Source organism: Candidatus Paceibacterota bacterium (genome assembly GCA_035452965.1).
GTDB lineage: Bacteria > Verrucomicrobiota > Verrucomicrobiia > Limisphaerales > UBA8199 > UBA8199.
Genome location: DAOTCE010000020.1, coordinates 20,977 through 36,825, shown reverse-complemented (window position 1 = coordinate 36,825; position 15,849 = coordinate 20,977). Strand labels below are relative to the sequence as shown.

2 protein-coding genes are annotated in these 15,849 nt (G+C 62.2%); both read left to right on the top strand.

Annotated elements, in window-relative coordinates:
* Positions 1-63: 63 nt before the first annotated feature.
* Positions 64-9,678: a Calx-beta domain-containing protein gene (locus P5205_14870; protein ID HSA11644.1), complete on the top strand. Its 9,615-nt coding sequence runs from the start codon at positions 64-66 to the stop codon at positions 9,676-9,678.
* 40 nt (positions 9,679-9,718) lie between these two features.
* The gene (locus tag P5205_14865) at positions 9,719-15,841 is read left to right on the top strand and encodes a S8 family serine peptidase (GenBank protein ID HSA11643.1); all 6,123 of its coding nucleotides are present in this window, start codon (positions 9,719-9,721) and stop codon (positions 15,839-15,841) included.
* The last annotated feature ends 8 nt before the right edge of the window (positions 15,842-15,849 follow it).

Genomic DNA, 15,849 nt, shown 5'->3' with positions numbered 1-15,849 from the left:
GGCCGGCGGGGAATGGCTTTTTCGAGTGGCTAAATGTAGTGAAGTGTTATGCGAAGATTGCGAATGAAAGTCTGTAGCTTGGGCCGTCTCGGTCTGGTGGCGCTCGGAGTAGCTGCCTGGGCCGGATTGGCCACGACAGTCGTGCGGGCTCAGGGCCTCGATAATGACGCCTTCAGCGGAGCCTATGCCATCTCCGGCTTTTGGGGCACGACAAATATTGATACATCTGAGGCAACCGCCGAGGAAGGCGAGCCGAACCACGCGAATGGGGCCGCTGCCAATTCCGTTTGGTACAAGCTCATTGGCATCCAGGATGGCACTGTCACGGTGCATACCTACGGCAGCGCCGTTGATACCCGCCTGGCGGTCTATGCGGTTCCGGCCAACACCAACGCCGCGGTTGACGCCTCACTCTTTCCCCTGGCGGCCAATGACGATATGGACCTGAGCCAGGGGTTCGGCCCCACCGTGGCAGGCGGGCCGAGCGCTGTTACCTTCCCCGTCAGGCAGGGCGGCACCTACTACGTGGCGGTGGATAGCAATGAAGGCGGCGGCGAGGTCCAGTTGACCTGGGGCTATAACTTCGGCGGGCTATTCTACTTCGCCAAACCGCAAGTCGAAGCCGGCAAGAACGAGGGTGCCATCCAATTCGCCGTCGGTCGCGCCTTCGGCAGCGCTGGGCGGGTGCTGGTGGACGTGGTGACCACCAACTACACCGGTGATTTGACTCCGGCCACTGAGGGTGTTGATTACGAACCAGTCAACGCGACACTCATCTTCGATGATTTCGAGATGCTCAAGACGTTCCAGGTGCCGATTATGGACGCCCCTTTTGCGGGCGACCCCGAGGACACCAACGCGGCGCCTTTCAATCCCAATTACCACTTTGGAGTGCAAGTCGTCGCGGTGCGCTTTGACCCGCAGGAAAACACCAATCTGCTCGCACCGCCGGCGATCCTGTCCGGTCAGGATACGAGCGTGGGCCGCATGCTCGAAACCAACATAAGGAGTGGCTTTGGCGATCCGGAAGAGCCGCCCATTCCTTTGTTTGCCGCCGCCACCAACATCATTAACTTCGCAGTCAAACATCACATAGTCCTCTCGGAAGTGTATGGGGACAGGCATGGGCACGATGGCTTTGCGCATGTGGTATTCACGCGCGGCGGCGCTGGCGACCCCAGCCAAACTTGCGATATCCGGTGGGGCATTAACAGCCTGATTAACCTCGGGGACCTGCGTAATAATATATTCGACTTGTCGCCCGAGTCGGATTACGCCACTCCGGAGCCACCCGAGAGCTCTCCGCGCGGCGTTGGTCCGTGGGATTTCGGCGGCCCTTACTCCGGCACGGTCAGTTGGGGGGCATTTGATTTTGACCCCAAGGAAATCCTGATCCCAATCAATAACGACAGCCTGGTTGAATTCAACGAGGACTTCGAAGTCGAGCTGACGGATGCGGGCGCTCAGAATTGCAAAAAGGGCGAAGTGGATACCTGTATCGTGACCATCCCCTTTGATGGGAACGATCAACCTGCCGGCGCCCTCGAGTCGGGCTTTAACCCGCACAACCAGCCGCCGAGCAACGCCCTTCCCGGCGCCAACGCCGTCATTTTCGCCCTGGCGATCCAACCGGACGGGCGCGCCGTGATCGGCGGCGGTTTCACTGCCTACAACGCCTTTCTGCGCAACCGCATCGCGCGCGTCAATGTCAATGGCTCGATTGACGAGAGCTTTGATCCGGGCAACGGCGCCGATGGGCTGGTGACCTCGCTGGCGTTGCAGGCCGACGGCAATATTCTCATGGGCGGCGACTTCCGCGCGGTCAACGGAGTCAATCGGTACCGGGTGGCGCGGCTCACACCGTCTGGCGGCGTGGACCTTTCCTTCAATCCGGGCCTGGGCGTTGATGACATTGTCTGGTCGCTGGCGCTGAGCACCAACGACAGCGTTGTGATTGGTGGGCAGTTTAGCAGCTGCAACAACTACCCGCGCGATCACGTTGCCCGGCTCGATGCTCAGGGTAACGTGGACCTCACCTTTGACACCAGCGGCCTCGGACTCAATGGCACCGTTTGGGCCGTGGCGCCGCAGAGCGACGGCAAGGTGGTCATTGGCGGAGACTTTACCGTGGCTGGCGGTTTCTTGCGTTCCCGCATCGCGCGGCTCAACACCGATGGCTCGCTGGATACTACGTTCGACCCCGGCTTGGGGGCCAATGACACCATTTATACGGTGCTCGTCCAGCCCGACGGCAAAATCCTTGTTGGGGGCGCCTTTACCCAGTTCCACACGGCCGGCCACCATGGCCTGACGCGACTTTCGGCGACCGGGGCCCTCGACCCGACCTTCAGCCCGGGCTCCAGCGCCAACGATGTTGTCTATTCGGTTCTCTTCTCGCCCATTGACTCCAGGATATACGTCGGAGGCATGTTCACCGCCTTCAACGGCACGCGCCGCGTGGGGTTGGCCCGTTTGTTTGCCGATGGCACGGTTGACACCAGTTTCCTGGACATGGCCTACAACCACTTCGCGGGCCTGGTCAATCCGCTGTTCAACCCCGACCTCTATCCGCACAACGTCGTCTACGCCCTTGGCCTGAATCAGGTCATGGTGAACGGGGAGGCTGTGCACGATGTCCTCATCGGGGGCAGTTTCTCCCTCGTGGGGGGAGGCGGTGGTGCCCGGCGATCGCGCGATAACCGGGAGAACCTGGCCCTCCTCCGCGGAGGTTCCACCACCGGCCCCGGCAATATCACCATCACCTATCCCAGCGGTTCCGGCATCAATAACGCCAATAAGAACGGCCAACGCCTCCGGGTGACCATCAACCGCGCCAACGGCACGCTGGGGACCGTGTCAACGCGCTTCTCGCCCGATCCCCTGCCGGTCGGTCCCGGGGCGGCGATCTACGGTCAGGACTACACCTATGATCCCATAAACTTTGGCCAGGCCTCGTTCGGCTCCACCTGGTCTATTACGCGCATGGTGAGCGATGGCATCTGGGGCACGAATTACCCCTCTTCCCTTACCGTGTTCCCCGACCTCTTCATTGTGGGGATCCCAATGCCCCAGGTGAATATCATCAATAACACGAGCGCCTCCGGCAATCGGTCGTATAACCTCAACCTGAGCATCCCGGCACAGGTCGACACTTTCTTCCTGGGTGGCGCCAATGTTCCGCTCGGCACGGCGCTCGGCCCTCAGCCTTCCACCCCGTCCCTGATTATTGATAACCTCGACCCGCCGGGCACCTTCACCTTTATCACGACCAACCATACGGTCAGCGAAACGATGTCCAGCGCTTCCATCATGGTCATCCGCACCAACGGCAGCGGGGACACGGTCACTTTGAAATACAGGACCTTCGACCTCCCGGGTACCCCGCCGCCGGGCATTGGCTTTGCTCGCTCCAACATCAACTACTACCCGGCCAGCGGCACGTTGACGTTCTATCCCGGCATTACCAACCGGAGCTTCAACGTCGGCATCCGGCAGGACGGACAGGTGACCCCGGACCTGGCACTGCTGCTGGTGATCACCAATATTGTCGCCCAGCACCCCATGAACGGCACTGCGCTGGGCGGCATCACCAACGCCTGGCTGACCATTGTTGACGGTGACTTCCCTCAGGGCCGCCTGAATTTCAGCGCGGCGTCATTCGCAACCAACGAGGACGCAGGCCACGCGCTCATTACCGTGACCCGCACCGGCGGCAGCCAGGGAACCATGACCGTTCTTTGTTCCACCACCAACTCCCCCGGCTCGACGGCTGTGCCCAACGCCAATTACCTCCCGGTCACCAATGTCCTGCTGACCTGGACCAACGGGGACAGCAGCCCCAAGACGTTCATGGTGCCGGTGCTGCACGACCACCAAATTACTTCCGATCTGACGGTGGATCTCCAGTTATCCACGCCGGTGTTGAACGGCGTGACCAACGACGCCGCCTTGGGTCTGCTCAGCAGCGCCCGCCTGACCATCCTGAATGTTGATAACCTTGGATTCCTATCCTTCAGCAGCCCTGCGTATTCCCAAAACGAGAGCGGCGGCTTTGCCATTGTCCCCGTGGTGCGCCGGGGTGGCAGCGCGGGCACCTTGACTGCCACGTTCAACACCACGCCGGGTCCCGACACCCTGGCGGGCACTCACTTCCTTCCGACCAATGGTTCCTTAAGCTTCGGGCCGGGCGAAGTCAGCAAGGTCTTTACGGTGCCGCTGATAAACAATCATCGCACTGATTTGTCGAACCGCGCGGTCGTGCTGCAACTGACCAATGAGACTCCAGCCGGCGTCCTGGCTGCTCCTTCCACGGCGCTCCTCAACATCGTCAGTGGCGGCTTTAATTTGCCGCCCGGCAGTGCCGACCCCAACTTCCGTCCCGCGTTCGACGGAGTTGTCAATGCGGTTGCTTTGCAGCCCAACGGCGCGGTTGTGGCTGGCGGCGCCTTCACGATAGCCAATTCGGTTACCCGCAATCGTCTCGCCCGCCTGAACGCGGATGGCTCGCTTGACTTCACCTTCGCCTCCCGGCCGGGCGGGGCCAATGACGCGATCCGCGCCCTCGCGCTCCAGTCCGATGGCCGCATCCTTATCGCCGGCGACTTCACGACCTACGACGGCATTAACCGCAGCCGCTTTGCGCGCGTCAACCTGGACGGCACGCTCGACTGGCAGTTCGACCCGGGCTCCGCCCTGAACCAAAGCGCCTACACAGTGGTCGAGACGTTCACCGACACGAACCGGATCGTGCGCAAGATTCTGGTCGGCGGGAATTTCACCCTGGCTAACGGCGAGTCGCGCCATTATTTGGCGCAGTTCAACGACGATGGCGCCGTGGACCCCGACTTCAATGCTGACAATGGTGCTGGAGGTATTGCCGGGCCGGTGTGGGCCATCGCCGTCCAGCCCGATCGCAAGATCATTATCGGGGGCGACTTCCTCTCAATCAACGGTGTGGCGCGCAACCACATCGCCCGGCTCAATCCCGATGGTTCCCTGGACCAGAGTTTCAATAATCCCGGCACCGGCGCGAACGGCTCGGTGCGCACCCTCGCCCTCCAGCTCGATGGCGGCATCCTCGTGGGCGGCCTATTTACCCGGTTCAACGACCAACCCCAGAACCGCATCGCCCGGCTCAACGCCGACGGCTCTTCCGACCCCGGCTTTAGCGGGGGGGTTGGGGCCGACGGCGCGGTGTATGCCATTGCCCTGCAGCCGGACAACCGCATTCTGTTGGGCGGCGAGTTCACTCGTTATGACGGCGTGACCCGCGGCCACTTGACACGCCTCAATCCGGATGGGTCTGTGGATCCCACCATTAACTTCGGCGTCGGGTGTAACAGCTACGTGGCTTCGCTCGTGGTGCAGCCGGACGACTCCATCCTCCTGGGTGGGGGCTTTACAACCTACGACAATGCGAGCGCGCCCTACCTGGCCCGCATCCGCGGTCGGTCGGTCGCCGGCCCGGGCACCTTTGAATTCACCTCCGCGACCTTTGGCGCCAATGAAACCGCCAGCAACGCCGTGGTCACGATCCGGCGGCGCGGCGGCACCAGTGGTGCGACAGCCAGCGATCCGAACGTGTATGTGACCGTAGCCACGAGCAACGGTTCGTTCCCCAACGGGGCTACTAACGGTGTGAACTATATCGGCGGCATGTTCACGAACACGTTCCCGCCCGGGGAGACATTTGGAACCGTGCTCATCCCGCTGCTGCACGATTTTCAGGTTACCCCTGACCTGGCCGTGAACCTGCGGTTGACGAACATCCAACCGCTCGGCCTGGCTGGCCTCGGCAACCAACCCTCTGCCACGCTCTTTATCACCAACGTGGATAGCGGCGTGCGCCTTTCTTCCGCCGCCTACTCCATCGCGAAAGACGCCCAGGAGGGCCGTGCTACCATAACAATTGAACGCTTCGGCAGCACCGTTGACGCGGCCCAGGTGGACTTCATGACCACGACCGGCGGCACTGCGCTGCCGTTCGTCCGCTATATCCCCGTGGCAACGAACGTTATCTTTGCCCCTGGCCAGACATCCCAGAACGTTTTCATTCCGATCATCAACGATGATCAGGTCCTGGGCGATCAGACGGTGACAATGGCGCTGGCCAATCCGAGCAACACCCTGCTGTCCACGCCCGCAGCCGCCACCCTGACAATCCGCGAGACCAGCACCGCCAGTGGCACGCTCGCGTTCAGCGCGCCCAGCTACGTGGTTAGTGAGAAGGGCCTTAACGCCCGCCTGGTTGTTTTCCGCACCAACGGCGTCACAGGAACGGTTACGGCGGATTACTTCACCCGGGATGGGACGGCAGCGGCCGGTGTAAAGTACGTCGCCACGAACGGCGCCCTGATTTTCGCCGACGGTGAAACCAGCAAGACAATCATGGTGCCGATCATTGACGAGCCCATTGTCCAGGGGGACCAGTTGTTTTTCGTGGTCCTGACTAATGCGGGTGGCGGGGCCACTTTCACCGGACCGACAACCGTCCCGGTGGCAATTGTGGATGACGACGTGGGAATCAGTTTCGCCGCGCCAATTTATGCCGTGTCGGAGACCGCCGGCACATTGTCCCTTTCCGTGTTTCGCCAGAATGGCACCAACTTGACCACGACAGTCCGCTATGCCACCACCAACCTGACGGCCAGCGCGGGCATCAACTATGTCGGCGTCACCAACGGCATGCTTACCTTCAACCCCGGCGAGACGGCCAAGGCTATCATTATCCAGGTCTTGCGCGATCCCAAGGTGACCGGGGACGCGCAGTTCGTGATGAACCTTTTCAGCCCCACGAATGTTTCCAATCCCGCCGTGCCCGTTCAACTGTTTAACTTTAGCTCGACGGTGGTGAACGTGCTGGATACCGACACCGGGTTCACTTTCGGCACCACCAATCGCATTGTCATCACCAACCCCGACGCTTCGGTCGTGACCAATGCCAGTTACGGCGTGCTCAAGAGCGGCACCAACCTGCTCGTTACCGTCATCCGCTCCAACGCGAACACCGGGACCGTTTCCGTCAACTACTCGACGGTGACCAACGCCAACGACACCGCGGTTGCTGGGATGGATTACGGCTTCACGAGCGGCCTGTTGACTTTCAGCAACAACGTTCCCGTCCAGTCGTTTCTGGTGCCGATCCTCAACAACCGGCTGCCCGAAGGGGATCAGACATTCAGCATCCGGCTGTTCAACCCTGGCGGCGGCGCCCAATTGCTTGCTCCCAGCACCGCCACGGTCACCATCACCGACAATGTCTCCGCGGTGAGTTTCTCCAGCGCCGACTACCGGGTGAACGAAAACGCCGGGTCCGCCACCATCGCCGTTGTGCGCAGCAACTTCACCAACAGCATTGTGCGCGTGGACTTCGGCACCACCAACCTGACGGCCATTCCCGGAATTAACTATTCCAATGTCAGTGGCACCCTTACCTTCAACCCTGGCGAAACGCTCAAGACCTTCACGGTGCCGGTCAAAGACGATGGCATACTGCAGGGCGAAACCACGGTCTCGTTGCTTCTCTCCAACCTGGTCGGCAATGCCGTCTTCGTCAATCCCAGCGCCGCCACGCTCACAGTCCTGGAGACGGATGGCAGCCTGATCGTCAATGCCGGCTCGGCCCTCGTCGCGGAGAGCGGCCCGATTAACGGGACGATTGACCCGGGCGAGACGGTGACCGTGCGCTTTGCCTTGCGGAACAGGCTCGGCACCAACACCGTGAACCTGGTCGCCGAACTCCTGGCCACGAACGGGGTGGCTAACCCCAGGGCGAACCTGACCAACACGCCCGCCACCAACAGCTACGGCGTGCTGGTGACGCACGGACCCTCGGCGTGGAAGCCGTTTACCTTCACCGCGATTGGCACGAACGGCCAGACTATTGGCGCCACCTTCCAGCTTGAAGACCGGCCCCCGGGCGCAACCAACAATCTCGGTCAAGTCGTGTTCAACTTTACGCTGGGCCAGGGAGCGACCCGCTTCGCCAACTCGGCGGCCATTATTATCAACGATAATACGAACGCCACTCCTTATCCTTCGACCATCAATGTCGCCGGCCTGGCCGGGTTGGTGACCAAAGCCACGGTGACACTGTCAAATCTGAGTCACACCTGGCCCAATGACGTTGACGTTCTGCTCGTGTCGCCCACCGGCCAGAAGTCATATTTGATGGCCAAGTGCGGCAGCAGTTTCACCGTCAATAATGTGAACCTGACGTTTGACGATACGGCCGCCAGTTTGCCGCGCTTCAGCGCGCTGGTCTCCGGCACTAATCGGCCGACCTCCTACGCCATGGCGACCCCGCCCTTCCCGCCGGCACTCACCCCGCCCGCGCCCTACAGCACCAATCTGTCCGCCTTTAACGGCCGGGATCCTAATGGCGACTGGTCGCTCTATGTGATTGACGACGCGCTGGGCAACCACGGCGCCATCTCCAATGGCTGGTCCCTCAGCCTGGTCACCTCCGGGGCGGTCTCGCCCGCCGCCGACGTTGGCCTTGCCATGACGGTCTCAGATCCCAAGCCTCCCTACGTCGTGACCAGCAACCTGACCTTCACGCTCAGCCTGACTAATTACGGTCCCTGGCACGCCTCGAACGTCGTTGTGACTCTCCCCGTGCCCGCCGGGATGGCTTACGTGACGAGTTCGCGGCCCGGCAGCACGACCTACGGCGCGGGCGTGGTGACCTGGACAACCGCGTGGCTTGGAACCAACGCTGCGAATGACTGGGCTGCCAACGCCATCACCCTCCAGCCCACCAATACCGGCGCGTTTACGATCGCGGCAGCGTTGACGACCAGCACCTCCGACGTGAATCCGGACAACAATACGGCTTCGACCAATATTCTCGTCGCCGCCCCCACCGCCGATCTGCTTCTCACTCTCGCGGACTCGCCCAATCCGGTGCTGCTGGGCAGCGAACTGACTTACACGTTCACTGTCTCAAATCGTGGCCCGGCGACCGCTACCGGCGTGGCCGTCTCCAACACGCTGCCGTCCTCGGTGTCCTTTGTCTCCGCCTCGCCGGGCAGCACCACCAGCTACACGGAGTCAGGCCAGCTCGTCGTCACCTATGCAAACCTGGGGAACTTGACCAATGGCGCGAAGGCCAGCTTCACAATTACCGTCAGACCGTTGGCGGTGGGCACCATCACCGACGCCGCCTCTTGTCGCTCCGATATCATTGATCCTCTCAAGGCGAACAACGCGGCGGCCGTCAAGACTATCGTTCAAGCTGCGCCTCTGGACCTTACCTTCACGCGCGTCAGCGGCGGGCTGGCGATCTCCTGGCCGGCTTACGCGGGTTACTTCCTGGAAAGCACGACTGACTTGAGGCCGCCCGCCGTCTGGCTGCCGGTGACCGATGCGCAGCAAGCTTTGGTCGACGGGCAGATCACGGTCGTCGTGCCCATCGGCCCCGGCAACCGGTTCTTCCGGCTCAACTGGACTTCGACGCCGACACCGCTGCCGCTTAACGTCTCACACGCGGGTGCCAACGTGATCATCGCCTGGCCGGCGAACCTGTGGAATCTCGGCCTGGAAAGCACGGCCACCTTGACCCCGCCGGTGGTTTGGACTCGGGTTGACGGCCCGGCGCCAGTGATCGTGGACGGGCTCAACACAGTCACCCTGCCCATCGGCAGCGGGTCCAGAATGTTCCGCCTCGGCGCGCAGTAACTCTGAGTCACCTATTTGTCCTATGCGACTTATTCCCCACATGAAGACCTTCGTTAACCTGTTCTTCAGCGCGGGGGGCCTCCCGCGCTGTGCCCGCTTCGTATCCGCCGGCCTGCTCTTCGCCGCCCTCGCCATTCAGGCCGCCGCCGGCCAGGTCAATCACTCCATTCTCAAGGTCGCGGCTGCCGGCGTTGGTCTGCCCCCCGCCGGTCGTGACTTTACCCAGCTTGCACCCGGGCAGGATTTCACCCCGAACCAACTGCTGGTGCGGTTCGCCTCTGGAGTTGAGTCGGCTCAGCGCGCGCAGATTTTGAGCACCCTGGGCGGAGCCCAGATCGTTCGTGAATACGGCCTTGTTCCAAATTTGTGCCTGATAGCGTTGCCCGCCGGCCAGACCGTCGAGCAGGCCCTGCTGTCCTACAATGCCAATCCAGGCGTCCTGTATGCCGAGCCGGATTATTGGGTGGAAGCCGACGCCACCTTTCCCAATGATCCCCGCTTCAACGAACTGTGGGGCATGCTCAACACGGGTCAGACGGGCGGCACCCCTGGCGCCGACATTCGCGCCTCGGAGGCCTGGGATGTCACGACCGGCAGCCGGCAGATCCTCGTCGCCGTGATTGACACCGGCGTGGACTACACCCACCCCGACTTGACGAACAACATCTGGACTAATCTGGGTGAGACTCCCGGCGACGGCCTGGACAATGATGGCAATGGTTACGTGGACGACGTCCATGGCTACGACTTCTACGCCAACGATGGCGATCCGATGGACGAAGACGAGCACGGTACCCACTGCGCTGGCACCATTGGCGGCGAGGGCAACAATACGCTCGGCGTTGTCGGCGTCTGCTGGCAGGTGCAGATCATGCCGGTCCGGTTCCTGGGGCCGTTTGGCGGCTCCACCGCCGATGGCATCTCGTCCGTTCAATACGCTACGCAGATGGGCGCGAGGGTGATGAACAACTCCTGGGGCGGCGGCGCCTACAGCCAGGCCCTCAAAGACGCCATTGATGCGGCCGGCGCCGCCAACATCGTTTTCACGGCGGCGGCAGGCAACTCCGGGACCGACAACGATATCATCCCCCACTATCCCTCCAGCTACACTTCCTCCAACATTGTCGCCGTGATGTCCACTGACCACAACGACCTCCGTTCAGACTTCTCCTGCTTTGGGTTGATCTCAGTGGATCTGGCCGCGCCTGGCAGCGACATCCTGAGCTGTAGGCCCGGCGGCGGCTATCAGTACATGAGCGGCACTTCAATGGCCACGCCACACGTCTCGGGCGCTTGCGCCCTGTTGTTGGCCGCCAACCCCACCCTCACGGTCGCCGAGATTAAAGACGCCCTGCTCTCCACCGTTGATCCGGTGGTGCCCGGGCTTTGCGTGTCAGGCGGCCGCCTCAACCTGTTCCGCGCGTTCCCCACTCTCCTGCCCAAGAATCCGCTGGTGCTCCATACCAATTACCTGAGCGGCGGCAACGGCAACGGCATCATCGAGTTCAACGAGTGCAACAACCTGTCTTTGATCTTGAATAACGTGGGCAGCACGAACGTCACCGGCATCAGCGCGACGCTGTCCACTACCACCCCCGGGGTGGCCATTGCCCAGCCGAACTCGGCCTATGCCAATATCCCCATCAGCGGCCTGGGCACAAACCTGGTGCCGTTCAGGATCAGCACCGTGCCTTCATTTATCTGCGGCACCCCGATTGAGATGTCTCTCCTGGTCCGCTCTGACCAGGGAGTGAGCATCCTGGAATTCAGCCTCCCGACTGGCGTGCCCGGAACGCCGCTTCGGTTCGATAATAACTCCCCAGTCGCGATTCCCGCCCCTGGCTTTACTAATTCAGCCGTCGTCGTCTCGAATATCAACTTCGCCGTCAATAAAGTGACGGTGTCCCTCTTTGTCTCCGCGGACATAGATTACTTCCTGACCCTCGACCTCATCGCCCCGGACGGCACCGTTTGCACGCTCACGGCGAACAACGGCTTTACCGGCCAGAATTACGGCCTGACCTGCGCGGACCCGCAAAGAACGATGTTCGACGATGCGGCACTGACTCCCATCAGCTCCGGCGTCGCGCCGTTTGTCGGCTCGTACAAACCCAGCAAACCGCTGTCCGTGTTCGCCGGCAAGTCCGGCACCAACGTGAACGGCGTTTGGCAGCTGCGTGCCACCGACTCGGGCTCGTTCAACCTCGGTGTGATTCAATGCTGGTCCCTGTCTCTAACACCAACCCTTTGCGCGGATGGCGGCGGTCAGTGCCCCGGGGCGGATATGGCCCTCGACATGACCGGGCAACCCACCACGGTCATTGCCGGCGACAACCTGACTTACAATATCGCGGTGACCAATCTTGGCCCCAGCACCACCGCCAGCGTCACCGTCACGCACCTGCTTCCCCCCAACGCGACCTTTATCTCCGCCACGACGCCGCAGGGCACCTATTCGCAGCAAGGGGGTGTGGTTACGTTCAGTCTGGGGCCGATGCTCCCGCGGGCGGGGGCCAGCTTGTTCGTGGTCGTGCAACCGGGCGATTTGGGAACCAATTACCCCGCGTATTCGACGGCTTCCGTTGTGTCCGAGCAGCCCGACTTCAACCTGGGCAATAATTCCACCACCGTAAGGACCCAGGTCACGCCCGCCACGGCGGACCTCTCCGTCGCGATTGCCGCGGTGCCCAACCCGGTTCTGGTAGATGGGACGCTGACTTACACGGTGTCGTTGGCCAATAACGGGCCCAGTCCCGCCTTTGCCAGTCCCACCTCGCCCATTACCGTGACCAACGCGTTGCCGGTGAGCGCCCGGATACAGTCGGTGACGACCTCTCGTGGCACCGCCAGCGTTCTCGGCAATGTGGTTCTTTGGAGCCTGACCAACACGTTTGTCATGGGCGCCTCAGCCAATGCTACCATTACAGTGATCCCCAGCGCCGAAGGGTTGATCACCGCCACCGCCACCGCGGGCAGCGGCCAGTTTGACCCCATCGCGGCCAATAACACCGCTTCGGTCAGCACTACCGTCGGCCCCGCCGCCGGCCTCGCAATCAGCCTTACCGGTTTCCCGAACCCGGTAGTCGCCGGGAGCAACGTTCTCTACGTCGTGGGCGTGACGAACGTGGGCCCCAGCACCGCGACCAGCGTTGTCGTCAACCAGACCCTGCCGTCCACCTTCAGCGTGGTTGCGACCGGCACTACGCATGGAACCATCGCGGTCTCCAGCAACACCGTTATCTGCAGCATTACCAACCTCGCCAAAGGGGAGCATGCTGACATCACTGTCACCGCGGTCACGGCCACCAACGGCGTTTTCACCACCACCGCCAGCGTTGCTGCCACCCAGCCGGATCCTCACCCGGCTAACAACACGGCGTCCGCAACCACGACAGTGTCCGCGCCGCATGTCAGTGTTATTGCGGCGGAAGCCACCTTGACCTTGGAGAGCGGACCGGTTAACGGCGCGATTGACGTTGGTGAGACGAACACCTTGATCCTGCGCCTGCGCAATGTGGGCAACGTGAGCACGCTGAACCTGGTGGGGACCTTGCTGGCGACCAACGGCGTCGCCCCGGTCGCGCCGAATAACCCGCAGAACTATGGGCTGCTGGCTCCCAGCGGGGTGCCGGTGGGCCGGTCATTCTCCTTCAAGGCCAATGGCACCAATGGGCAGACCATAACCGCTGTGCTTGAACTCCGTGACGGCGCGGTGAACTACGCCCCGGTGAGTTTCAGTTTCATATTGCCCACGACCCGGGTCTTCGCCAAGACCAACGTCATTCTCATTCCCGACCTGTCTGTTTACCCCACGCAGCTTGGCCCGGCCACGCCATATCCGGCAGCCATCAACGTCTCCGGCTTTGAGGGCGCCCTCGGCCGGGTGACGGTCACGCTCTCGAACCTGACTCACAGCTACCCGGGAGACATGAATGTCTTGCTGGTGGCGCCCGGAGGCGCCAAAGCGCTCTTCATGTCGCATGCCGGCGACCAGCCGGTTGAAAATGTTGACTTGACGTTCGACGACTATGCCGGCGCCCCCGTGCCTCTCACCGGCCAGATTACTTCAGGCGCCTGGCGGCCAGCCGCCTATTCCCCCCCGACCGCTTTGCCGACCAATGCGCCGGCAGGGCCATACCAGGCGAATCTCTCGGCGTTGAGCGGCGCCAATCCCAACGGCCTCTGGTCGCTCTATGTGTACGATGACACCGTGGGCGATTCCGGCGCCATCTCCAACGGTTGGAGCCTCGCCCTCAGCACCCTCAACCTTGTCAGCACCAACCAGGGCGCCGATCTTGCCTTGAGCGCCGTCGCCGTTCCCAACCCGGTTCTTGCCGGGCAGCTTCTGACTTGCGCCTATACCATCACCAACAAGGGGCCCGGGTCCGCCACTCCCCGTTTCACCACCACGCTGCCTGCCGGCGTTGTCCTGGATTCCGCCACTCCCACCAACTTCACCGTCGCCGGCCAGACGATTACTTTTGCGGACCTCGGCAAGCTGAACAACGGAGCCTACACGAATGTGACCATAGTCGTGCGGCCCACGGCGGCCGCAATTCCTCAGGGCTCGACCAACACGACCCTCGCCACCACCGCCAGTGTGGCCGTGGATGAAGTGCACAGCGAGAGGGACATCAACCCCTCCAACAACTCCGTGTCCTTCCTCACTGCCCTCAATCGCCCGGTCGCGGATTTGAGCCTGGCCCAGGAAGTGGCGAACGCCGTCGTCGCCAGCTTCCCCTTCACCAACACGGTTTCCATCACCAACCTCGGCCCGGATACGGCTCTCGACGTGGTCCTCGCTTACTCGTTCTCGCCCACGAACGTCAGCCTCGCTTCTGACTCTGCGTCCGTGGTGATGTGGACCGCGAACGCGACCAACATCCTGGCCCACCTTGGCGCATTGAGCGCCGGGGCCGTCGCCACGGTCACTGCCGTCGTGATTCCCTCTCCGTCCCTGATTCCCTCGGGAGCCAACACGGCTGTCCTGACCAACAAGGTCTTCCTCTCGACCGGTTCCACCGAGCTCGCTGCCGCGAACAACAGCGCGACCAACACGATCACGGTGATCAAACCTGTTCCTCACATCGCCACCGCCGGCGCGGTGCTGAATTATGAGAGCGGCCCCGTCAACGGCGCGATTGACCCGGGCGAGACCGTTACCTTGTCCCTGGGCCTGACCAACGACGGCACGCAGGACCTTCCCAACCTCACCGCCAACCTGCAGACCACGGGAGGCGTCACCGCTGGCGCAGACTACCCGCCTGCCAAGCTGTCCAATGTTTACGGAACCCTCGTCCAGGGCGGCTCCAGTGAACAAAGGTTCACTTTCAAGGCCGATCCCAACCTCGGTGGGACGCTCGTCGCCACCCTGCAATGTCACGATGCGGCCCTCGGCTACACGACGAACGTCTCCTTCACCATTGCCGCCGTCGCTCCGGCCACCTTCACCGAATCGGGTGCGATCACCATCCCGGACAAGGGCGTTGCCAGTCCCTATCCGGCCGTGGTCAACGTCTCCGGCCTCGCCGATCGCCGCGTCATCCAGGCTACCGTTACCCTTTACGGCCTCAACCATTCCTTCCCGCACGACCTGAGCATGCTCTTGGTCAGTCCCTCCGGCAGCAATGTTGTTCTGATGTCGCACGCCGGCGGAGCCTATGCGTTGAATAACTTCAACCTGACCTTTGACGACGCCGCCCCGGGCAGCCTGCCCAACCACGATGCGATCACCGCTCCGAGTTACCGGCCCGCGGCTTACGAGGGCCCGGTCAGCTTCCCGGGCAACCCTGCGCCTCAACCTTACGGCTCAACCCTCGCCGCCTTGCGGGGGAGCAGTGCCGACGGCGCATGGCGCCTCTATGTGTATGATGATGCCAACGGTGACGCCGGCTTCATTGCCACCGGTTGGAGCCTCACCTTGACCAACGCCGAGGCTTTGCTCACCGCCTATGACCCGGTCTTGAGTGGCATATTCACCAATGGCCAGTTCCAGCTCACGGTGACCGCCCAGCCGGGCTTCGATTACGTCGTGGAGGGCTCGGCCGATCTGACCTCCTGGGTTGCCCTCAGCACGAACAGCAACACCACCGGCGCTTTTACCTACACCGACACGACCACTCCGACGCTCAACTCCCGCTACTACCGCGCCTTCCGCCGCTGACCGCTCGG

What these genes read in the sequence shown, in the direction of transcription:
- P5205_14870 (HSA11644.1), top strand. Translation starts at nt 64, where the DNA reads ATGAAAGTCTGTAGCTTGGGCCGTCTCGGTCTGGTGGCGCTCGGAGTA.
- P5205_14865 (HSA11643.1), top strand. Translation starts at nt 9,719, where the DNA reads ATGAAGACCTTCGTTAACCTGTTCTTCAGCGCGGGGGGCCTCCCGCGC.